The 23,190-nt window shown below is 40.2% G+C and carries 23 protein-coding genes; 10 read left to right on the top strand and 13 right to left on the bottom strand.

What is annotated here, in order from left to right; all coding sequences use genetic code 11:
• Positions 1-39 precede the first annotated feature (39 nt).
• From AAFN85_RS31695 to AAFN85_RS31675, 5 genes are all read right to left on the bottom strand, one after another.
• Positions 40-309, bottom strand: a complete 270-nt coding sequence (locus tag AAFN85_RS31695) for a helix-turn-helix domain-containing protein (RefSeq protein ID WP_347531990.1) — start codon at positions 307-309, stop codon at positions 40-42.
• Between the two features lie 210 nt (positions 310-519).
• On the bottom strand, positions 520-1,281 hold the full coding sequence (locus AAFN85_RS31690) for a hypothetical protein (RefSeq protein ID WP_347531989.1): 762 nt from the start codon (positions 1,279-1,281) through the stop codon (positions 520-522).
• 384 nt (positions 1,282-1,665) lie between these two features.
• Entirely contained in the window at positions 1,666-1,902 is a 237-nt protein-coding gene (locus AAFN85_RS31685) for a hypothetical protein (RefSeq protein WP_347531987.1), read from the bottom strand.
• Positions 1,903-2,048: 146 nt separating this feature from the next.
• Positions 2,049-2,558 carry a hypothetical protein gene (locus tag AAFN85_RS31680; RefSeq protein WP_347531986.1) on the bottom strand — a complete coding sequence of 170 codons (510 nt, stop codon included), beginning with the start codon at positions 2,556-2,558 and terminating at the stop codon, positions 2,049-2,051.
• Positions 2,559-2,622: 64 nt separating this feature from the next.
• Positions 2,623-3,423, bottom strand: coding sequence for a hypothetical protein (locus tag AAFN85_RS31675; protein ID WP_347531985.1), 801 nt, complete (start codon positions 3,421-3,423; stop codon positions 2,623-2,625).
• A gap of 340 nt (positions 3,424-3,763) precedes the next feature.
• Here AAFN85_RS31675 and AAFN85_RS31670 point away from each other — a divergent pair, with 340 nt between their 5' ends.
• The 10 genes from AAFN85_RS31670 to AAFN85_RS31625 all read left to right on the top strand — a co-directional run bounded on the left by AAFN85_RS31670 (position 3,764) and on the right by AAFN85_RS31625 (position 13,783).
• Positions 3,764-4,015 (top strand): hypothetical protein, encoded by a 252-nt coding sequence (locus tag AAFN85_RS31670; protein WP_347531984.1) that lies wholly within the window; start codon positions 3,764-3,766, stop codon positions 4,013-4,015.
• Entirely contained in the window at positions 3,987-4,514 is a 528-nt protein-coding gene (locus tag AAFN85_RS31665; RefSeq protein WP_347531983.1) for a hypothetical protein, read from the top strand. Before AAFN85_RS31670 ends, AAFN85_RS31665 begins: the two co-directional genes overlap by 29 nt.
• A gap of 423 nt (positions 4,515-4,937) precedes the next feature.
• A complete protein-coding gene (locus AAFN85_RS31660; protein WP_347531982.1) occupies positions 4,938-6,062 on the top strand; it encodes a hybrid sensor histidine kinase/response regulator in 1,125 nt (374 codons plus the stop codon).
• A gap of 3 nt (positions 6,063-6,065) precedes the next feature.
• The gene (locus AAFN85_RS31655; protein ID WP_347531981.1) at positions 6,066-9,614 is read left to right on the top strand and encodes a response regulator; all 3,549 of its coding nucleotides are present in this window, start codon (positions 6,066-6,068) and stop codon (positions 9,612-9,614) included.
• Between the two features lie 12 nt (positions 9,615-9,626).
• On the top strand, positions 9,627-10,001 hold the full coding sequence (locus AAFN85_RS31650; RefSeq protein ID WP_347531980.1) for a response regulator: 375 nt from the start codon (positions 9,627-9,629) through the stop codon (positions 9,999-10,001).
• 3 nt (positions 10,002-10,004) lie between these two features.
• Positions 10,005-10,820, top strand: a complete 816-nt coding sequence (locus tag AAFN85_RS31645) for a protein-glutamate O-methyltransferase CheR (protein ID WP_347531979.1) — start codon at positions 10,005-10,007, stop codon at positions 10,818-10,820.
• Entirely contained in the window at positions 10,805-11,401 is a 597-nt protein-coding gene (locus AAFN85_RS31640; RefSeq protein ID WP_347531978.1) for a chemotaxis protein CheB, read from the top strand. The genes AAFN85_RS31645 and AAFN85_RS31640 overlap by 16 nt, the downstream gene beginning before the upstream one ends.
• Before the next feature lie 1,165 nt (positions 11,402-12,566).
• Positions 12,567-12,884: a hypothetical protein gene (locus AAFN85_RS31635; protein ID WP_347531977.1), complete on the top strand. Its 318-nt coding sequence runs from the start codon at positions 12,567-12,569 to the stop codon at positions 12,882-12,884.
• A gap of 82 nt (positions 12,885-12,966) precedes the next feature.
• Positions 12,967-13,470: an SDR family NAD(P)-dependent oxidoreductase gene (locus tag AAFN85_RS31630; protein ID WP_347531976.1), complete on the top strand. Its 504-nt coding sequence runs from the start codon at positions 12,967-12,969 to the stop codon at positions 13,468-13,470.
• Positions 13,471-13,519: 49 nt separating this feature from the next.
• The gene (locus AAFN85_RS31625; RefSeq protein ID WP_347531975.1) at positions 13,520-13,783 is read left to right on the top strand and encodes a hypothetical protein; all 264 of its coding nucleotides are present in this window, start codon (positions 13,520-13,522) and stop codon (positions 13,781-13,783) included.
• Positions 13,784-14,018: 235 nt separating this feature from the next.
• Here the strand turns inward: AAFN85_RS31625 and AAFN85_RS31620 are convergent, their stop codons facing one another.
• From AAFN85_RS31620 to AAFN85_RS31585, 8 genes are all read right to left on the bottom strand, one after another.
• Complete coding sequence (locus tag AAFN85_RS31620) at positions 14,019-14,306, bottom strand: helix-turn-helix domain-containing protein (protein ID WP_347531991.1); 288 nt, start codon at positions 14,304-14,306, stop codon at positions 14,019-14,021.
• A gap of 186 nt (positions 14,307-14,492) precedes the next feature.
• Positions 14,493-14,879, bottom strand: a complete 387-nt coding sequence (locus tag AAFN85_RS31615; protein ID WP_347531974.1) for a carboxymuconolactone decarboxylase family protein — start codon at positions 14,877-14,879, stop codon at positions 14,493-14,495.
• Positions 14,876-16,294, bottom strand: a complete 1,419-nt coding sequence (locus AAFN85_RS31610; RefSeq protein WP_347531973.1) for an aldehyde dehydrogenase family protein — start codon at positions 16,292-16,294, stop codon at positions 14,876-14,878. The genes AAFN85_RS31615 and AAFN85_RS31610 overlap by 4 nt, the downstream gene beginning before the upstream one ends.
• A gap of 354 nt (positions 16,295-16,648) precedes the next feature.
• Complete coding sequence (locus AAFN85_RS31605) at positions 16,649-17,209, bottom strand: TlpA disulfide reductase family protein (protein WP_347531972.1); 561 nt, start codon at positions 17,207-17,209, stop codon at positions 16,649-16,651.
• A gap of 57 nt (positions 17,210-17,266) precedes the next feature.
• Positions 17,267-17,980: a response regulator transcription factor gene (locus tag AAFN85_RS31600; protein WP_347531971.1), complete on the bottom strand. Its 714-nt coding sequence runs from the start codon at positions 17,978-17,980 to the stop codon at positions 17,267-17,269.
• Between the two features lies 1 nt (position 17,981).
• Positions 17,982-19,334, bottom strand: a complete 1,353-nt coding sequence (locus AAFN85_RS31595; protein ID WP_347531970.1) for a HAMP domain-containing sensor histidine kinase — start codon at positions 19,332-19,334, stop codon at positions 17,982-17,984.
• A 73-nt stretch (positions 19,335-19,407) separates the two neighbouring features.
• Complete coding sequence (locus AAFN85_RS31590) at positions 19,408-20,106, bottom strand: TlpA disulfide reductase family protein (RefSeq protein ID WP_347531969.1); 699 nt, start codon at positions 20,104-20,106, stop codon at positions 19,408-19,410.
• A gap of 145 nt (positions 20,107-20,251) precedes the next feature.
• Positions 20,252-22,798: an outer membrane beta-barrel family protein gene (locus AAFN85_RS31585; protein WP_347531968.1), complete on the bottom strand. Its 2,547-nt coding sequence runs from the start codon at positions 22,796-22,798 to the stop codon at positions 20,252-20,254.
• Between the last annotated feature and the right edge of the window lie 392 nt (positions 22,799-23,190).

Genomic DNA, 23,190 nt, shown 5'->3' with positions numbered 1-23,190 from the left:
TGTAACCGGCAAGTTCACTCACCGCAATTTTATGAGTGCTCATTGCAAACCTCCTTCCAGCAGCTTGTTGATGTCGTCGAGCTTGTAATACATAATACTGCCGATACGGGTAAAACTCAGTGTTCCGTTGATTCGCAGGTTTTGTAAGGTGCCTGGTGATATTTTGAGCAGCTTTCTTACTTCGTTACTTTTGAGCCATTTTTTGGACTCGCGCTGGCCATCCAGTTGAACCAGCCTTTTGATTTCTGTTAACAGTTCGCTTTTAAATTCATTCAGATCTCCTTTAGTGATCAGTTCACTTGCTTGCATAATCGCCTCCTTCGTTAATCATTACTTAATACTTGTACCGCCAGTACCGGGTACGAAGCAAAGGTGAGGGAAAAGCGATATTTTTCATTACCGTAGGTTAAGCTATGGTAATGGTAGTCAAAGCATAGTCCTGAAAAAGAGTGTACTGAAAAGTTTAGAGTCAATTGTTAACATTTGCCTGCAAAAGAAAAATGAGCTTAAAATCCGTTCTTAATTTGTCCGGCGTTTTGCCGAAATGATATTGAAATACTGGTTTTCGGACGGAATAGCAGATGACCTGCCGCTCGGGTTACCAGCATCGCGCGGGTAGTAGCGCCGGACACGGTCTAGTTTAATCGGTTCACCGTCTTCCTGGAAGTACCGACAGATCAATTTGGCCCAGGTGATAGGCATCTGCGAAAATACAAGTTCCTTATCGCCAACTTTTAGGGCCTCGATCTTCTTGAAAAGGTCCACTACCGTGAGAAAATGACCACTGGCAATATTGATCGGGTAATCAGTATCCAACTTCTCAGCCTCTCTACGCTCATCCATCAGTCGTTGCACTTGTTCTTTGAGTATCTTGATCTGGCCTTCCTTCTCCGCAATGATCTCAGCCTGGGTACGGCCAAGGTTCCACTCATCGATACTTTGAAGATATTCGATAAAACTGCCAAGGTGAAATTTATTCCGGAAGTTGAGGGCATGGCTGGAAGTATACCTTTCTTTATGCCTCAATTGTGCAATGGCATCCTGTATGACTTCCCATACATATCTGAAAAACTCTTGCCCGGTTGCATCATTGTATTCGGAAAGGAAAAATTGCAGATGATACTTATACAGTTCGTCAAATTCTTGTTCACTCTTGCGATAAAGCAAGTTAAGAAAGTGGTTGTCTTCAACTTTTTTATTCCAAAAAAAGGGGCGGCCTATATCAAGAGAATCGTTATTAAAATCGAACGGTTTCCGGTGTTTAAAATATTGTTCTCTCATAAGTTAGACTTTAACCTAAAGTTAACAATTTAAGTAAAATTCGCATTTCGAAAACGGAAGGATATCGAAGTATCTTAAATATGAAGTTCTGTTGATCTTATTATATCAACGGGACTAAAGTCGAACCGCTTGATGAGTGATTTGATAATAATTGCATGCAAGAGGTCATCGGTTCGACTTCGGTATTATAAACATTTGATAATAAAAGCTTTATGATTTTGTCATGAAGCATTTTTTGTGCCGGGTAACACATAGGTAACACAAGTGCGTGTCTGATCCCCGTCTTTCTTCGATCTTGAATCACAAAATTTCCTGTTTTTGAGGTCTTTTCAAACCCACTAATACGTTTTTTTTCAAGATTCTAAAATCTCTTAAGCCATATTTTTAAATGGAAGATGAATTTCTTTCCTTTGAAATAGGTAGTACTACTCTGATTTCTTTCACTTGCAAAGTCCAAGTATCATGCATAATTGCCTGTGGTGCTGTTTTGATAGTAATAGAGTTGTTATTTATGTCTTTTCCTGTTACGATCCAATAGTGATCTGTGTCTACATGGGGGCTTTCGAATGCTACCTCGTCACCCACATAAATTTCGTCAAGTGTATAATTTCCGATTGGCATATAGTTAGTTAGTTTATCCCAAAATTAGCAAACTCGAATTACGATAAATAGGGCTCCCGCAATTTTGAATGGTAATATAAAAACATAAAGAGCAAACTATTTTGTAACATATATTGAAGTATTCTTTTATTCATTAGTATCAAAGGTCAATGAATATGGTTTGCAGTTATTGAGTAATCATCGATTGCCGATAATATATCATTTAAATCAAGCGTTTCATCGCGAAATACTAAAGTATTATTAAATGAATTATAACCTCTATGAGTGTTTAATGGTTCATCACCAAAGATTCCGCTTCTTAAAGAAGGGTTCATCGCTAGGTCAATGTAAACCCCTTGTGCGTTAAACTTAAAATATTCTTCAATGCGTTCATCATAATGCTCAAAGTGGTTCCGAAATTTCCGGTTGGAAAGAGCGTTGTCGTTTTTGACTTTGAGCAATTGCCTTAGTTTTTCGCCTCGTGTTTTATACTTCTCGTTAGGCCAAAGAATTTTTGAAACGTTACCCACTGACACAAGTATGGATTGGATTGAGCACCATGTTTCAATATTATCGAAATTGTCATGGGTACCTCGCAAACGTTTAGCCGCTCGCTTTGCAATTTGAGATTGTAAAACAATTTCGCCTACTAATATCATTTCTTGAAGGCCGGTCATTTTTTAATAATTTTTATGTTCTTAAATATTAATTGCTCATTTTAATCTAAAATTATAGGTAAACTCATCGGTAATATTGACTAATCTTAAGTCGTACTACCGACTCCTGAATTGCTTTTGCCGATTCTAATTGTGCTTTCTGAAGCGTATCTATAGTATCTTCCATTAATGATTCTGCCGCTGTTTCTAATGCACGATTCAAAAATATTGCTGTAATAGCATGAATTAGCAAACCCAAAGCCTCAGTCAATCCCTTGATATCAGCTTTAAACTGCTGCGTTGACCGAATAATTTTTTCGTCCTTTGAATGTTGATCAAATTCGACCAGAATACGATATGCGGGATTGTTTAGCTTACAGAGACCATCCTGGTGCTTAGTGCAGTTTGAAATAAAATTCACGACGTGCATTGCATTGTTGCGGAACCATTCGGTTGGATTAAAATCAAAATTAGACTTCACATATTTTTTCAACGGTGTAGGCACCTCGATTATCGCCCCATCCATTACCTCCATTAGCTGGTTTACGACAACCTCAAATTTATGAAAGACAAAAACATAACCCAATCGAATCGTTTCGTGTTGAATAACATTGGGGTCATAATCTAAACCAGTTAAAACTTCTTTGAATAATGAACGCTGAATTTGCACCCTGGTATTACTGACCACTTTGTTTGCTGCTGGAATAAAACTTCCCACAACCATGTTAGCCGCATCTTGGATGCCCATCATGCCAACAGCGATAAAAGTATGAAGGCGTTTAAGGTCCTCGTCTTTCATCATATTTTCATAGTCTGGGATTTTAGAAAATTCCGTTGCTAAGTTGACTATACCCTGATCGAAAGGAGTGAGCTTCCTTTGTTTCATAAATTTTATTTTGAATAATATGTTTGATAAATACAAATAGAATGTGTTGCTGCGCAGTGTATTTGCGCAGTCATAAAATAAAAGTTTTTTATCAAATCAATCCGAAGTGGTAATATGGTTGCATCTTATCTTCATCCCTTATATGTTTTGGCCAAAATTGGCTTTTCAAACAAAAATCTGCATTTAATTCAGATCGACTAATATTGAAGTTAGGGATGTCTTAACGAAATCCAAGTATATGAAGTTGTAAACTATCACTTGAAAATCACACTTAAAGCCCGCGCAATAAAGGCTTTCATTGAATTTTATACTCCATTTTCCATTACTTATCTTCCCAGTCATGATGCAAATCGTTATTAATTTTGATGATGTCTATGATCCCATTTCGGTTGAACCAGGTATGGTATCAATGACTTTTATAGCACCGCAAAAGGATGGCACTGAAAAGGAATTGTTGGTAGACATCGTGGATTTAGGAAACCCCTTTTTGCACAATGTTTACAATCTGGGATTTGGGCCGCCTGGTGGAAAAGGAAGTTTTGTGGGCAACGTTCGTCTGAAAGATGCAAAAAGAAATTATCAGCTTAGGTAAAAGCCTTGTAAAGGAGTTAAAACTTGATAATAGTGTAGATACACTTCGAAGGTGGATGTCACACTATCTCGCTGAATTAATGGTAAAGGCGGAAAATGCCAGTGGCCGAGAAAAAGCGAAATTTGAAAAGGAATGCTTTGAGTGTATTCTAGCCTTATGGAAACATCGTTGGCTATTACCCCATGGTAATCGTCCGCTCGAGGATTTTGAACCGTTGCTAAACATGATTCAAAAACTAAACCCTAAAAATAAGAACCCTTACTTTTATTCAAAGATTCCGAACATGGAAAGGACAGGCAGAAACGCCAATTCAAAAAAGGAGGCTCAATTAGATATTTGGCTGAGGTCAGCTGAAAATATTGATAAGATAGCCAGGATATGGTTAAACGAGGTTTTTCATCAGGCAGCCGAAACTACCCTAAGTGCCAAATCAAAAAAATGGTTAGAAAACGCAGTCCCGCTTCCCAATGACCATGACCGCCAATCATCATCAAAATAGTTACCGAAAAAGCGCCCGATCTGGACGATGAAGAAAAAATTCAGGAATTAAATGGAAGGTTATCCAAAGAAACCATTGAGGAAAGGATCAGGCAATTAAATGAATTTAGTAAGCTCGATCAGATATTAATTGACCACTACCGAAGTCAATTAACGGTTGGTACAACGGATTGACATTACATCGTCGATGCAGGGTAACTGAACATTATCACTTTAAATCAAACTGATGCTCGAAATATAACCCGTCATCCAACAGATTTCTTTCGAACTTTTCCTTCAGAAATCATTAACGTCCAAATCCTTCACTGTTAAGATAGTAATTCTGCCGTGATCACTTGACTTTGAATGACGTTAACTTAAATAATCTAATAATAATTATTAAGCCTATTGCGTTATCTTCGCTTGTATTTACCTTTGTTAATTCATGATCCTAATTGTAGACGATAAGCCTGAAAACTTAATAGCCATGCGTAAAACGCTGGAAAGTCGCGGCTTTCAGACCGACACAGCCTTATCCGGTGAACTCGCCCTCAAAAAGGCATTGAAACAGGCTTATGACCTCATTATCCTGGATGTCCAAATGCCGGAGATGGATGGTTTTGAGGTAGCCGAAGCGATGTCGGGCCATAGTAAAACCAAAGATATCCCGATCATTTTTCTTTCTGCGGTAAATGTGAGCAAAGAATTTATCACAAAGGGTTATGCTTCAGGTGGCAGGGATTACCTGGTCAAACCCTTCGATACGGATATCCTGGTCTTAAAGATCCAAACCTTTATTAAATTAAGCCGGATGCAGCGATCACTCCAGGAAGAGATCGAACGCCGGAAAGAGGCTGAAAATAAAAAAAATGAATTTATCAGCATTGCCAGCCATGAGCTCAATACGCCGCTGACCTCGGTTAAGGGATACCTGCAACTGGCCGGCCTCTCGCTGGCTAAAGGTAAAGCTGAAGAAGCGACTACATTTGTAGAACGCTCAAAAAAACAGGTTGACAAGCTCAACGGGCTAGTCGCCGATCTGCTGGACACCACGAAGATCGAAGCCGGAAAGTTAAAATTTAATTATACTCATTTCGGCTTTGCCGCTTTACTGCAAAATGCCATCGACAATATCAGCCAGGTTTACACCGGGAAAAATATCACGGTCACCGGCGCCTCGCTGGAAAATATCAGTGTGTATGGTGACGAAAACAGGCTGGAACAAGTCTTGCTGAATTACTTAAGCAATGCGATCAAATATGCCCCGGACAGCGACCACGTGACCGTGGATATCAGTTTGGCGGCTAACAATCATATAAAAATAGGTGTGACTGATTATGGCATCGGCATATCGCCCGATCGCCAGAAACAGCTGTTTGATAAATTCTACCGGGTCGAAGAGAACTCGCACCGGTTTCAGGGACTGGGGATGGGACTGTATATCTGCGCGGAAATTATCAAAAGGCACCAGGGTACTTACGGGGTGAAAAGCGAACCGGGTAAGGGATCTACTTTTCATTTTTGTATTCCTATTAATGCACAATCCGAACAACAAACAGACCTTATTTAATACATGAAAAACCTGGGCCGTAATCTTCAACTGGGATTTGTTTTATCCCTGATCTTGCTGGTGATCAGTTCCGCAGCTTCTTATTTCGCAATCTCTAATCTCCTGCAGAGCGCCGACCTGGTCGATCATAGCGCAAAAGTAGTAGAAAAGCTGGAGGGTATCGTATCGACCATGAAAGATGCGGAGACCGGACAGCGCGGATACCTGCTGACCGGCCGCAAAGAGTTTCTTGAACCTTACACCGGCTCCTACGAAAGATCATTGGAACTGACCAATGAGGTGAAAGATCTTACAAGTGACAACCCTAAACAACAGGCTAATATTGCTGCTGTTAAAGACATCCTGCTGCACCGTCTAAACATACAAAAGCAGATGATTGACCGGAAAGATGCTGGTGGAATCGTATCCGTAGATGATTTACGGACTGGTAAAGCGTCTATGGACGCGCTGCGAAAATTCATCAAAATTGCCGAGCGTGATGAAAAAAGCTTATTGGAAGACCGGACTGGCTCGTTAAAGCGATCCGCATCGCTGACACCGCTCATTATCCTATTTGCCGGCCTGCTGGCTGTTGGCTTCTCCATCTTTTCCCTGATCCGCGTAAGCTGGGATATGCGGGAACGGGCAAGATTGCTGGCGGCGCTGGAAGCTAAAGACCTGGAAATGACGAAGCGCATCGGGATTATCCAGCATATTGCCGGACAAATTTCGGCCGGGGATTATTCGACACGTGTGGATGATCATGAAAAAGACGATCTAGGCGGTTTATCGCTATCACTTAACAAAATGGCAGAATCATTGGAGGAATCCTTCCATAAGATCAGCAATAATGAATGGATGCAAACAGGAATCAGCCGATTAAACGACCTGATGATCGGTGAGAAAGATCTACCTGCCCTCACCCGGGATATCCTGGAATTTATTGCCGGGTATACCGACAGCCAGGTCGGCGCTTTATACCTGTTGGAACAGGAAAAACTCCGTTTGAAAAGTGGTTATGCTTTAATGGATGCGAAGCCAAATATTAACCTTGGTGAAGGACTGCTCGGCCAGGCAGCGCTTGACGGTAAACCGGTCTGGCTCAAAGAACTGGACGAAAATTATATGACCGTGAGCCATGCCAGCGGCTGTCTGCGTCCCAAAAGCCTGCTTATCATCCCGGTCTATCATGAGAACCGCGTTACGGGGGTGATAGAGTTAGGTTCCGTAAAAGCATACCCTGATCGCAAACTGGATTTCCTGAAAAGCGTCTCCCCGAATATCGGCATTGCAGTCAATAGCGCAGAGAACCGGAAAAAAATGCAGGAATTGCTGGAAGAAACACAGGCGCAATCTGAAGAACTGCAAGTTCAGCATAATGAACTGGAAAACATGAACACCGAGCTGGAAGCGCACACCCAGAAATTGCAAACTTCCGAAGAGGAATTGCGTGTCCAGCAAGAAGAACTTCAACAAAGCAACCAGGAACTGGCCGAACGTAACCGGCAGGTGCAGGAGCGTAACGCCGAGATCCAGCAGACAGCCGCTGAATTGGAACAAAGCACACGATATAAATCGGAATTCATGGCCAATATGTCCCATGAATTGCGAACGCCGCTGAACTCCATCCTGCTGCTTTCACGTTACCTGTCGGAGAACAGCGAAAACAACCTGAGCGCAGAACAGATCGAATCGGCGGGTGTGATCCTGAATTCCGGGAACGGGTTGCTTAACCTGATCGACGAACTGCTCGATCTTTCCAAAATAGAGGCCGGCAAAATGGAACTGGAATACCAGCAACAACCTGTCGGCGGGATCATCAGCGACCTACGGTCACTGTTTCAGCCGGTGGCTAAAGAAAAAACACTGGAACTCATTTTTCAAAACAATTTGTCGGCAGATTTTATCCTGGATACCGACCGGATGCGGCTGGAGCAGATCCTGAAGAACCTGTTGTCCAACGCGCTAAAATTTACGGCTGAGGGCAGCGTACAACTGACCGTTCTTCAAGCCGATAATGATCCCGGGATTTTAGAATGGCAGGTAAACGATACCGGTATTGGCATTCCATTGGATAAACAACATCTGGTCTTTGACGCATTTCAGCAGGCTGATGGGTCCACCAAACGGAAATTCGGCGGCACCGGCCTGGGTTTGTCTATCAGTCGGGAACTGGCCAGGTTGCTGGGCGGTGATATCAGTTTGCAGAGCGAACCTGGAAAAGGCAGCACATTCACCTTAAGAATCCCGGTCAGTCGGGAGCGCGTGTTAACTCCGGAGCTAACAGCAGTTGTTGCAACCTTATCCGCAGCACCTATCGTTCAAGGTGCTGCAGGCAAATATGTAGTCCCGGTGATACCGGTCGATGTAGATGATGATCGCCATACAATCTCGACGGAGGACAGATCCATATTGATTATCGAAGATGATACTGCCTTTGCTAAAGCATTGCTGGGATTCACACGAAAAAACGGGTACAAAGGGATCGTAGCCGTACGCGGCGACCAGGCGGTTCTGTTAGCTGAACAATTTAAACCCGTTGCCATTTTACTGGATATCCAGCTGCCGGTCAAAGACGGCTGGCAGGTCATGGAAGAACTGAAAACCAACAAGGAGACGCGTCATATTCCGGTCCATATGATGTCTTCCCTGGAGGCTAAACGGGAAAGCCGGATGAAAGGTGCGGTTGACTTCATCAACAAGCCGATAGCCGTCGAGCAGATGAAACAGATGTTCCGGAAACTGGAAGATGTCTGGAGCCGCAATCCCAAAAAGGTGCTTATTATAGAAGAGAACGCCAAACACGCGCAGGCGCTGGCCTTTTTCCTGGAAACCTTTAACGTGACTTCGGCAGTCGCGGAAAGTATACAGGAGAGCGTTGAAGCACTCAAAAATAAAGAAGTGGATTGCGTGATCATGGATATGGGCATTCCCGGAGGCCAGGCGTATGAAACGCTGGAAATGATCAAGCAAAACCCGGGGATGGAAGATCTGCCTATCATTGTCTTTACGGGTAAGCATTTGTCTTCAGGTGAAGAAGGGCGCATCCGCAAATATGCGGATACGATCGTGATGAAAACGGCGCACTCTTACCAGCGTATCCTGGACGAGGTCACCCTATTCCTGCACCTGGTAGAAGAGCAAAAGCCTGGCAAGGATGAACCTGTTAAAATAAACGCATCATTGCAGGATGTGTTAAATGGTAAGACCGTGCTGATCGCCGACGATGATGTTCGCAATATTTATTCGATGACCCGGTCATTGGAGAAATACGGCATGAACGTACTTTCAGCCAGTGATGGTAAGGAAGCACTCGAACAGCTCGAATTGCATCCCGAAACTGCGATCGTGCTCATGGACATGATGATGCCGGAAATGGATGGTTACGAAAGCACGGCCAGAATACGCCAGCACCCGGCCTACAAGGATCTGCCGGTGATTGCGGTTACCGCCAAGGCCATGCTGGGCGACCGGGAAAAATGTATTGCTGCCGGAGCTTCCGATTATATTTCCAAACCGGTTGATGTCGATCAATTGGTATCGCTGCTCCGGGTCTGGCTATTTAATAAATAAAAGATATTTACTATGGAATCAAAACAACCCACCCTGCTGATCGTCGATGATGACAGCCGGAATATATTTGCATTGGGGCTTATGCTGAAAAGTAAAGGATACCCATCGGTCTCGGCAACAGATGCCAAGACCGGAATTCATCTACTTCAAACAAGCCCGAATGTAAAAACCGTATTGCTGGATATGATGATGCCCGGTATGGACGGTTATGAAGCCATCTCCGTAATAAAAAGCCTGTCTGAATTAAAAGAGTTGAAAATCATCGCCGTTACCGCGCAGGCGATGCCGGGTGACCGGGAAAAGTGCCTGGCGGCGGGTGCCGATGCTTATATCTCCAAGCCAGTGGATATTGACCTGTTGCTGGATATGTTAAAAAAAATCGAGTAGTTCATGCATACCGGCATTACAGACGAACAGCTAAAACAATTGTTGAATGATATATTGGAGATCTATGGCTATGATTTTACAGCTTACACCAAGGCATCTCTTAAGCGCCGGATCAACCGGCTGTACGCCCTGGACCGCTTTCCCAGTTTCGCCGAATTCTTGTACCGGATCAGGACCGATCAAAAATATTTGAACCGGTTTGTGGAGGAATTGACCGTTAATGTCACGGAGATGTTTCGCGACCCCCACTTTTACGGGGCCTTGCGTGAACAGGTTTTTCCAATCCTGGCTACTTATCCTTTTATCCGGGTTTGGCATGCCGGGTGTTCGACAGGGGAAGAAGTTTACTCCACAGCCATTTTGCTAAAAGAGGCGGGCCTCCTGCATAAAACTTTGTTATATGCCACAGACCTGAATCCCGAAGTAGTCAAGATAGCAGCCAGCGGGATTCTGCCGGCCGGGGCGATGCAGCTCTATTCTGAAAATTATATCAAAGCGGGCGGTAATGCTGATTTCAGTTCTTATTATACGGCTAATTACGGTCATGTCCTGTTTCAAAGCGAACTCAGGAAGCGCATGGTTTTTTCTACACATAACCTCGTTGCCGATAGCTCGTTCAATCAATTTCACCTCATCTTATGCCGGAATGTATTGATTTATTTCGAAAGAGAACTTCAGGGCAAAGTTTTTGCACTGTTTGACGAAAGCCTGGAAAACCTTGGATTCCTGGCGCTGGGTAGTAAGGAAACATTAAAGTTGTCGCCTGTGATATCCCGCTATCAGCAGTTTGGCAAAGATAAGATATGGAGAAAAAAATAAGTGATCCAAAAGCGGTGATCATTGGTGGCTCAGCTGGAAGCCTGAAGGTCATTTTGGAAATTGTCCGTAACCTTGATAAAGATTTCCTGTTGCCGGTGATTATCATTATTCATCGCAAAAATGACCCGGAGTCAGCGCTAATTGATGTACTAAGCGAGGCAGCTGTATTGCCTACAAAAGAAGCCGAGGACAAGGAGTTTATTTTGTCTGGGACGATCTATTTGGCACCGGCAGGTTATCATTTGTTAATCGAACAGGATTATTCTTTCTCATTGGATAGTTCGGAAAAAGTACATTTCTCAAGGCCCAGCATAGATGTAAGTTTCCAGTGCGCCGCAGATGCCTATGGGGAACGATTAATCGCTATACTACTATCGGGAGCGAATGAGGATGGCACCAAAGGATTTGAAGAAATAAAGAAAAATGGCGGTGTATTAATCGCCCAGGAGCCGCTGACCGCTGAAGCACCTTACATGCCAGCGCATGCGATTCGATACGTGAGCGTAGATTACATATGCTCAATCGTTCAGATTGGCCCCCTAATTCGTGATTATTGCAGTTCCGACAATACACATAAATAACTGTAAATAAATAATTTACATATTTTTTTTGCTGTCTATAAGTCAGGTTACCCAACACGCCGTCCGGCCTGTGCGGATGAAAGCAGCAAGTGGCTGGACGGCGCGAATTTTATTCGTTTCTCAACCTAAGTAATTTTTGATATATGTCTTCCCAATAGGCTTGTAATCCCTGATCCAAAGTTTTGAATGAGGGGTCAATGTGTCGGTAGTGCCGGTAATCGTAGGCTTCAAGGATAACTAAATCCAAATTTTCGATGACAATCATTTTGCCCTTGTTATCTATAATCTTCATGGCTGGTTATGCTACTTTTAAGGGTTGGATCCTAAAATCATGTAGGTTCATAAAGAAGCCCCTATGAAATAATAAGCCCTCCTTGAAGAGTTGCCACAGCAGGGATGAACCCACTTATCTTCATTTAATCCAAAAGCCACGCAAAAAGAATTAAAACAGTGATTATTAATTCTTTATTTGTTTTTCATCCGTTATGACAATTTCAGGTTTTCCTTTATAATCTATTACTTTTCGTGTGACTGTCACTACTTTTTTTCCTGTTGAATACCAGCACTTTTTGCATCACCTTTAATTGCGGGTGTCAATAATTGATTTGAATAGGCTGCTCCCATATTTGCCAGCACCTTGCTGCAACATGGTTACAAGGACATAGGTAATCATTACATGCAAACCTTTCAACCCGAAGAAGAAGATTTGCTTCTACTATGGCCAAGATTACTTTTACCACTGACATTTCGTTAGCTGCTAAAATTGACTTGATTATAGAGCTGGTGCCAGAGATAGTAAAAATAAAGGAGGGTCTTTATCGACAGCTGTCTAAATTAGCAGCCTCCGCTACAATTTTTGCCGCAAATACATCGACATTACTCCCAAGTCAATTTGCGAAGGCGACGGGACGCCCCTGATCGTTTCCGTGCTTTCGATTTTTACAACCGGATGTGTTAAAACAACATTGTTGAGGTTATGGGACATCAGTGGATATCCCGGAGTCATTGATCAATGTGTTCCGGAAATGAGTACAAGGCATTCCGTTACACTTTGACCATGTTATCATCCTGAATTACATTTGCGCTATATCATCCTGGAGATCGAGAAAGTGAACTGGAATATGACAGGACCTTTACTAAGGTATATTAAGAGGTAAAATATGCTATGATCTCCATAGAAACCGCAACGACCATTATAGAGGTGAGCCAGGCGGCTGTTCATGAATTACGCAAGATCACCGGTTTTGACGGTATCATGATGTACCGCATTGATGAAGAATGGAACGGTACGGTTATTGCCGAGGAGAAAGTGCCTAAACTAGAAAATTATTTGGGTCATACCTTCCCGGCCTCAGACGTTCCTAAACAGGCACGTGAGCTATACCTGAAAAATCCTTACCGCCTGATACCTGACCGGCAATATGAGCCCATCCGTTTATACGCGGTGGTTAATCCTTTACGGCACTTTGTCCCTACGACTTGAATTCTCTTAGTGGTATACTCCGTTATACTGTATAAGAAACAATGAAATTTGTAAATTAAATTTGAGCCGAAAAAAATTAATAATGAAAACAATTTTTATAACAGGAACAAGTTCTGGCTTGGGCAAATTAACTGCTAAACACTTTGCTAAGCAAGGCTGGAATGTAGCGGCAACTATGCGTACACCGGAAAAGGAAACTGAACTGACCCAGTATTCAAATATCACTATCTTTAAACTCGACGTAACCGACCTGGAACAGGTAAAAGCTGCAACAACGGATGTCATAGATAAGTTTGGCAAAATTGATGTGGTAGTAAACAATGCGGGTATGGGGACCTATGGAGCGCTTGAACTTGCAAAAGAAGACGACATTGACTGGCAATTTGCAGTAAATACACGTGGACCGATTAATATTATTCGTTCTTTTTTACCGCATTTCCGAGAAAACAACGGCGGCATGTTTATAAACATTAGTTCGTTTATGGGAATTACAACAGCATCGCCGTTAGGATCATTATATAACATGTCCAAATTTGCGCTTGAAGGCTTAACTGAAGGTCTTTATTATGAGCTAAAGCCTACTTAATATCGAATTAAGACTTATTGAGCAAGGAGGCTCTCATGATAACAATTTCGTGGACAACGTGGTATGGAATACAAATCCTGAAATAACCGCATACGAAGAAATTACAGGTAAATTAAAACACCTTTTCGCAAATGCTGATGATAGTCACAAAGATAATCCGCAAGTTATTGTTGATGCTATAAATGATTTAGTGACTCGAAAAAGCAATAAGTTCCGGACTTTAATTGGTAACTCAGGACATTATTTAATGTCATTGCGGAACACTGTTCCGATTGAGGAATACCTTGAGAAAGTTGCAACAATGTTTAATTAGGAATCTCTACAATTACCTTGCGGAACATTCCCTGCCATTCTCGCGTTTATCAAACGTTAAAACTGATGTTTAGTAAGCTTTTGGCAACCCCAATCGTATTTAAATGAGAGGTTCGCCATTTGATATAGTAGAATAGCAATTTGCCTAAGCAGACAGGTTGCATTTAATTTAAACGTTTTAACCTTATTATATACAAGTAAAGCTTTCCTGCGAAAGAAAGCTTTACTTGTATATTTTACTCTTCATTATGATTTTTGATTTTTTGGCGATGCTCCTTACCCCATTTGATCATCTGTAATATTATGCCGCCGAAGGAGTGGCAGTAATCAGTTGGCGAATATTCAATTATTACAGTGCTGGAAGATATAACTGTCCGCTCCAATACTTTGTTAGCTACCATCTCCTTCAACTCCCGTGACAGCATGCGTGTTGTGATACCAGGGATGCTTCGCTCTATTTCCTTAAACCGGCGATTACCATTACATATTGAATTGATAATAGGAAGTTTCCATTTGCCACCAATTACATAAATAGCATCTTACAGAGCTTGTAGTTCATCTTTTTGATCACGGGGAATCGCGAGGACTTCATTTATAAATTCATTTTCGACTTTCTTCATTACACTCAGATCTTGGTAACAAAACTATGCCAAATATGTCATACGTTCTCCAAAAAACTTGAAGCTGTAAGGAAACTTATAGAGATCTTATTATACATCAAAACCTAATTCTTTTAACATTGAAATTGCTTCATCGCTTGCAGCTTTTGCAGTAGGAAAACCGGCATAAACTGCGGAATGGATGATTATTTCCTCAATTTCTTCGATAGTAAGTCCATTATTAATTCCAATTTTTACATGATTACCAAACTCCTTTGTTGCGCGAAGTGCAATAAGAATACCCATAGTTACAAGACTTCTTTCCTTATAAGCCAATTTCTTCCTCGCCCAAACACTTCCGAAAACAAAATGCGTTGAAAGGGTCAAAAAATTGGCGCTAAATCCAGCTTTTTTGATTTCCTCGCTCACCTCATTAGACCGCTCTTGCCCTCGTAACTCTGCAAATATTTTTAGCCCCTTTTGGGTTAATTCATTCATTGGATTAAAGTTTTAGGCTCAAGGTATTCTTCCAGTCCATAAACACCGAACTCGCGGCCGACGCCCGATTCTTTAAAGCCCCCAAATGGCGCTAGTGGATCATGCTTTAAGCCGTTAATAATTACTCTACCTGCATCGATCTGCCTTGCGACTTTCATCGCCCGGTCAGAATCACCTGAACTTACATAAGCCATCAAACCATAACGGGTATCGTTCGCTATCGCAATTGCTTCTTTCTCGTCCTTATATGTTAATACAGATAATACCGGGCCAAATATCTCTTGCCGGGCGATCTTCATGCTTCTTTTTACATTGGTAAATACGGTAGCTTTTACGAAGTTGCCATTATCAAGGCCCTCAGGATGGCCTTCGCCGCCCACAAGCAATTCAGCGCCCTCTTCAATACCTAATTTTATGTATGATTGAACGCGGTCATATTGTTTTCTGCTTATCATAGGCCCGATGGTAGTGTTTTCTTCTGCAGGATTTCCAACTTTAACATTATTCCTAATATTGATTTTAATCAATTGTTTTACCTCATCTATACGATCCTCCGGTACCAATAACCGACTACCTACGACACAAGCTTGCCCGCTGTTTTGAAAAGCTGCGGTGATAGCCATAGGTATTGCTTTTTCAAAATCTGCATCATCGAGTAGAATATTGGGAGACTTTCCGCCTAACTCCAATGTCACTCGTTTCATGGTATCTGCGGCCCCTTTGGCTATTGCCTTTCCGACAGCTGTTGACCCGGTAAATGATATTTTCGAAATGTCTCGATTAAGAGTAAGTTCATTGCCCACAATCTGATCTAACCCAGTTACGATATTTACTATTCCATCGGGCAATTTGGCTTCATGTACACATTGAGCAAAAAGCTCTGTCTGCAATGCGCTCATTTCGCTTGGTTTAATTACAGTTGTACATCCTGCAGCTATGGCCATTGATAATTTACTGGCAATAAAGCTGTTACTGGAATTCCATGGGGTAATAATCCCTACCACCCCTAATGGTCCAAATACCACCTTGGATTCATTTACTTTTCGTTCAAAATTAAACTGATCTAAAGTTTCAATGGCTCTTTGGAACGAATTAATTGCATTTTGAGTACTCATTCTGCAAAATTGTAATGTGCCGCCATATTCTTTTACCATTATATTTATTAATTCATCTTCCTTTTTTGCTGCTGCCTCATATAATTTTTGCAAGTATTCTTTGCGTTCTGCAATTGTTGTTTTCGAAAATGTTTCAAATGCTTTTTTTGCGATTTCAATAGCATTACGGGCATCAATTTCATCTGCTAAAATGACTTGGGCTATCAAAGAATTATCGGTGGGGTTAATTAAATCAAAACGTTCGTTACCATGAGGGGTAACGAATTTTCCGTTGATATAAACTTTATTAATTGTTTTCATAGGGTATTGTAGTTAAAAAATGAGTTTAGTTTTAGATAATGTACTTAAGTATTATAGTAAAAATTTATGATTATTACACTTGTTTTGCATACATCTATTAATGATAATCTCTTTGAATTTAGCAGTCATGTAATTCAGTTTCGTAATCATAAAAAACATAAAAGTCTATTCTATTGAAAAATAAAAATCCACAAAGAATCACAATGTCAGTAATAAACTTCCTTTTAAACAATAAGGAAAAGGTTTTTGTTTTCAAATAATATACTTTTTAGTATATTATTTGAAAACAAAAACTTCGCATTCGAGCTATACCGGATTGGAGGCAATAACTAAATTTCTTTAATGCTATTGGGCTTAATTGTCCTTTTTGATTTTTTCGATTATATTTTTAATCTCTAAGGCACTTTCCTTGATAGATAAGGCAGTGTTAAAACCAAGACTTTGGTATCTTATGATACCATTTTTGTCGATAAAATACTTGGCCGGTATTCCTGGCATCAGGTACTTTTTAAAATTCAAGTCCATCTTGCCATCTTCACCCTTTTCATCAAACACCGTATGAAAATCATACTTGTTGTCCGCAAGGAAATCTCTCACCAATTTTTTGTAGTTAGCTGCCACTTCTTTGGTATCAATAAACAGGAATTTAACAGTGGGATCATTTTTATATTTTTCCATGACCATCTTAATCGCTGGAAAGGATTTTCGGCATGGAATGCACCACGTTGCCCAAAAATCGATAACGAGGGTTTTGCCTTTGTAATCAGCCAACCTCACAATTTTGCCATTAGTATCTTTGAGTATAAATTTTGGTGCCGGTCGATTCGAAACCGTGTCAACTAAAGGTTTTGCAGAGGCATTAACATTGGATGCCAGGCAAACAAAAAAAAGTATGATTAATAATATTTGTTTCATGATTTTACTTTAAAATATAGATTAAGATTTTTAGTGTTTAAGGAATATGATTTAATATCAAATGTCTGACTGTTCAATTAATTTGTACCCGAAACCACGAATGTTCAGGATTTGAAGAGAATGATCGGAAGACAGATATTTCCGCAGCCTCGTGATATAAACATCCATGCTCCTGCTATTATAAAAATTGTCATCTCCCCATATTGAAATTAATGCCGTTTTGCGTTCAAGAAGCTGGTTCTTATTTTTAACTAATAATCGCAGCAGATCCGCTTCTCGCTGAGAAAGCCCTATTGACAGCTGATCTTTTTCAATTAGCTCCAAACATCCGTTATCGAAAGTGAAATGTCCTAGCCGAAAAAGTGTAGTATCCAAGGATTTTGTTGCCGGAATGTCTTTATAGTTTCGTCTACGGACAAGGCTTTTTAACCTTGCTATTAATTCCTCCATACTGAAAGGTTTTTTCAGATAGTCATCCGCGCCTACATCGAATCCTTTGACAATATCTGATATTTGTGTTTTGGCAGTAAGAAAAATAATAGGGATAAATTCATCTATTTTACGTATGTCCTCTACAAGTGAATAGCCATCTTTACGGGGCATCATTATATCGATTACACATACGTCCGGCTTAGTATGATGGAATAAATTCCACCCTTCAACGCCATTAGATGCAAGAGTCAGATCAAAGCCTCTCGCATCTAATGTTTCTTTAACTACAGAAGCTAAAACAGCCTCATCTTCTACTAAGAGAACTTTAATTTTATTCATGTTAAGGAAATTGCACAATAAAAGTGGTGCCGGCATTTATTTTACTCTTTACAGAAATGTTACCATCCAACAGGCTGACCAATTGTTTAACATAACTCAACCCAAGTCCGTAGCCCTTCACCTCGTGCAGATTACCAGAAGGTACCCGATAAAATTTATCAAATATAAATGGTAGAAATTGTGCATCTATTCCTATGCCGTTGTCCTGGATGATTACCTGCCAACCTTTTTCAATCGCTTCAATTGTTAAGTTGATTTTTACATTTCCGCCACCATATTTAACAGCATTTTCAATGAGATTTGACAAGATCGCGTCTATAAAATAACCGTCTGTATAAACCTTTTTAATTCCGGCGGGGCCAGAGATTGAAACCGTTTTGTTTGAAACCGGTGATATTCTTTCAATTAAAGATGCAATCAAGCTATCAATGTCTACCCAATCTTTCTTGGCGACTTTTTTACCATTCTCATAGATAATGATGTCAAGAATACGGTCGACACTACAATCAAGTTTATTCAATATATCGGTATTAATTTTGAGATAACGGTCGGCCTTTTCAGGAACGGAAATACCCCCATATTTAAGCAACGCTTCATGAGTTGATTTTAATGTTGAAATAGGTGTTCTTAATTCATGTGTTATATTGTTGATAAAATCATTTTTTATATAATCTAATTTCATCTGCTTTTGAATAATAATCCACATGTAACAAAGACTTCCGGCCGAAAAAAAAATCAGAATCAGGGATATTATACAAGGGACTAAATTCTTTGCAAATAATAATTGACTGATATGTGGAAACACAGCTTCAATCACCGGGCTATTTCGTGAAAAGTTTAAATAAGCTTCTACTTTTCCAACTGGTAACTTAGACAGGTTTTTTTTAAGCAAAAGAGTAAATTCGATATCGATTCCTGCCTTTTTCAACTCCTCTCCATATAAAGAGTTCAGCACCTGCATGTTTACATCGTTCATGAAATTTGCCGATATAAACTGACTTTCAGCCAGCATAACTTTCAGATGATAAACATTTTCCGGGTTTACAGGAATTTCCTCAATTTGAGCTAAGTCTCTTTTGCTATGCTGAATGATAATCTTTTTGTGCAATGAAGAATCCGCTTTTATTACCTTCAAAACCGATACAAAAGGGTTAGGGGACTTTAACGAAAGTGGCAATTCGCTTCTCTCAACATTGTAGTTATCAATACTTTTTTGCAAAGCATCAGACAATTGCGTACGAAGATTAATCGACCCGGTTTTATAATTATTGAAGACCCAATAACATTGAAACAGAATAATTCCCCCTGCTGTAACTGTCGCGATCAGGAATAAAAAAGTCAGTCTTCTTTTCATTACGTTAATTAAATCAACCAGGTGGAATAGCTCAGGTTTATAAAAACGATCTTTGTATCCTGATCATTTACTCTTAATGAAGGTTTTTGTCAATAGCGGACACCAGATCCTGTTTAATGTCTTCACTTATGTTCAAAGCAGCACTTATTTTGCCTTTTTTGTCGATTACTAAACTGGTGGGCCAACCCGTAATACCATATTGCTGATCAACAGTTTTAGAACCCGGCAGTATGATGTAATTAAATTTATGTAATTGAAGAAATTGTTTCACCTTTTCCCGCTCATTGAAGGTAAGAGCCAAAAAGACAACTTTATCAGCGCTGTACAAGCCAGTAATTTCATTAAGTTTTGGCATTTCCTGGAGACACGGCGGACACGAGGTATACCAGAAATTTAGTACCACAACTTTTCCCCTTAACGCTTTCAACGACCAATGCTTTCCTCGCATATCTATAAGGTCAAAATCTGCCGCAGGTTTACCAATCAATCCTTTTAAAACTAATTCGTCTTTAGCATTTTTTTCATTAATCTGCTTCATTTCAGAATCCGATAGCCTGATAAGGTGAAGCACTCCTTTATCTTTGTCTTTGTCTTCTTTTCCGATAAATATTGCTCCATTCCAGGCTTTACTCACACTGTCAATTTTATCTTTACTGATAATTGTACCATCAGGCATCATGTAAATAGGTGATTGCTCTGTACCTGTTTTTTTTTGTGCGTTTGCGCACATTGAGCAAATGCTTAGCATTGCCACGAATAAATAAATTTTCATTTTTTTTTGTTTAATGGGACAAAGCTATTTCGATCTCAGATGATAAATTGTTAATGCGAGGAGGATTAGTGTTAATTAGTGTTAAAGCGTCCGGCGTTGAGTTTATGAATGTTGAACTTGACTCGCCATACAATTTCGACGAATGTTAACTCCCTCCAGCACGCTCATTTTCTTCGTTAGCACCGCTTATATGCTCCCGGGATTTATTTTTACTATTGCCAAAGTTATAAGTGGCGGTTATACGGGCGATCCTGCTATCTGATCTGTCGAAATAGGAAAAGTTGCTTATTAAATGCGTGGAAACAAATAAGGTATTGCTCTTCAGGATGTCACTCAACGATAATTTGAGGTTTAATTTTTTATTGTCAAATGATTTGCTGACTCCGGCATCAATAAAATAGTATTGCCTGATCTGGTCAACGCCACGCAAAGTATTGGAATAGTAAGCACCGCTTAGTTCGCCCTTTATACCGTTCCATATAAATGTCTCGTATGCTTTTACCTGATACGCAAATTTTGTTGTACCTATGTTGTTTCCATTAAGAGAATCTGCTCTGTACTTCTTATAAAAGCCATTGATGTCCACATTGCCTGACCACCATTTGGTAATCTGGTAGGGGACATCCAAATTTATACGGTAATTGTCATAGGCGCTGAAATTTCGGTCTTCAGCGACCGACTTGTTACCCTCATTTACCACAATGCTAGTTATCACATTACTTGTGTGGCTATATCCCAGGCTAACGTTGATTGTTTTGTTGTACGTGTAGCTCAGATTGAATTTATTGGTGTATTGCGGATTTAAAAAAGCATTTCCTTTTCTAAAAGTGTAAGGATCTAGAAAGTAAACAAATGGGTTCAGTTCATCATAAGCAGGTCTATCTATTCGACGGCTGTAAGATAAGCTGATTTCATTTTTATCGTCCAGTGTCTGACTTAAATAAGCATTTGGAAAAAAGTCGAGGTAATGCCTGTTTATGATACTTCGGCCAATTAGATTTCCGCTTGATTGAGTGTATTCTGAACGCAAACTCAATTGAAGAGAGGTGGTCGCCATTTGCTTGTAAAGGCTAACGTAAGCGGCCGTTATTTTCTCTTTGTATATAAAATGATTACTTTGAGTGGTATCATTGATAAAGCCGCCGTTGTTAAATATCTGCGCCTGTAAATCATTATCTGTTTTCACATCGCTGTATTTAAATCCAGCTTCCAATTTTTCATTTTTATTCAAGGGCTTTACGTAGTCCACTTTGCCTACACGAACTTTAACGCGTGAAGGGAAACTATTGGTTAGTAGTTGTTCGGGGTGCTGTTCGCTGCCGTCCGCGAGAAAAAAACTATTGTCATATTTTGTAAATCTGCTGGTATTATAGTCTACGTAATCTATGTCAGCACTTAATTCCTGGCCTGTTGTATCGATAGTTAATTTATCGTCAAGATTAATCCCCCAATTTTTATAACGATATTTTGCATTTGAATTTGAAGTTACCAAAGAATCGATGGTTGTTTCAGTTTGCTGGATTTGTGTTCTTGTATCGGTCAGCTGCGATTCTGTATTGTTAAAACCGCTAACGATCAATCCCAAAACATTTTTTGCAGAAGTTTCATAATCTGCTCCAAGTCTGTAATTAGTATTGGTGGTATTGGCTTGTTGTAGAGTTTGACCGTTAAAGTGGTTAAGGCCGGCGGAATTACTAATAATGCGGTCTACGGCTATGTTATCGACGGTAATAGGATCATCATAATTGAACGTACCAAACAGATTGACTTTACCGGCTTTATGATTCAAGGACAAAGAAGCGTTGTCATAAAATTTCGCTGCTTTGGCCAAGCCAAAGGAAATACTTCCGTTGGATCCCTCCAGGGTAATATGCTTAAGCCGAATGTTGATGATCCCGGTATTACCTGCAGCATCATATTTAGCAGAGGGGCTTGTGATGATTTCAATTGATTTTACAGTACTGCCGTCGGTGGAACGCAACAGCGATATTAACTGCTCGGCCGACAGATAAGTTAGTTTGTCATCAATCATGATGCTTACCCCTTGTCCTCCCTGTAAACTGATGTTATTATCTTTATCGACACTTACACCCGGTGCACGCTGCAGTATATCAAATGCCGAATTTCCGGCGGCCAAAACGCTATTCTCTACATTTACAATCACCATTCCCGAGCGGTAATCAATAAGGGGTTTAGACCCCTTGATCTCTACAACCTTCAAGACGTGATTATTTGGTTGTAACACTATATTGGGCAGCAAAATTGAATGTAAACTTTCGTCAATCTTGAAGGGATTGCTTAAGGCCATTTGATAGCCTGGGTTGTTAACTTTGACAATGTAATCACCTGGTTTCAAATTTTCGAATGTATATAAGCCGAAGCCGTTGCTTAAGCTACCTTTGACAATTGAAGAATCGGGGAGGTGCAATAACGTGACAGTCGCATAATTTACCTGTTCTTTGTGATCATTAACAACCAGGCCCCTTATTTTGGTTAAAACTTGATTTTGTTGGGCGAGAGACCTGGCCCGACAAAAGAATATCAGGATGAGTATACATAATATTTTTTTCATAGATCGATCAGCCAAATAGCTGACATTTAAATGTTGTAGTTTAAAAGTTAATTTTTTAATTGGCTTGTATTCAGTTGTGACTGTAATTAAAAAGACTTTCATCATACGAAAAGTTACCATTGTTTACTGATGCTATTTTGCATTGTCTTTCTTGTCTTTTATAAAATCTCAATGCATATACAATTATTGAATTCAAATGGCTAACTATTATCGGTAGCGTCTGTTCGTCGCAATTGTCAATAAATTCCTCTACTATATGTTTGTAGATGTTTGCGATAATTAGTTCCTCTTCGGGTAAAAGGTAAAGCGCCGAAGCAAAAAACTCGTTAAAAAGGGTTTTTCTTTTTTTGTGAAAATCGAAACCATTATTCATTAAATTTCCACTAAAGAACAGGAGCAGTTGTTCTTCTTTTAAGGATAGATTACTGAAATTAACGATGTGACCCGGTGCCACAAAATTCATTGATAAACAGCCGAAATCATTTTCCTTCCCGCCGTATAAATGTCGATCC

Origin of the sequence: Mucilaginibacter sp. CAU 1740 (genome assembly GCF_039839285.1) — a bacterium.
Taxonomy (GTDB): domain Bacteria; phylum Bacteroidota; class Bacteroidia; order Sphingobacteriales; family Sphingobacteriaceae; genus Mucilaginibacter.
This window is presented reverse-complemented; position numbering and strand designations above follow the sequence as displayed.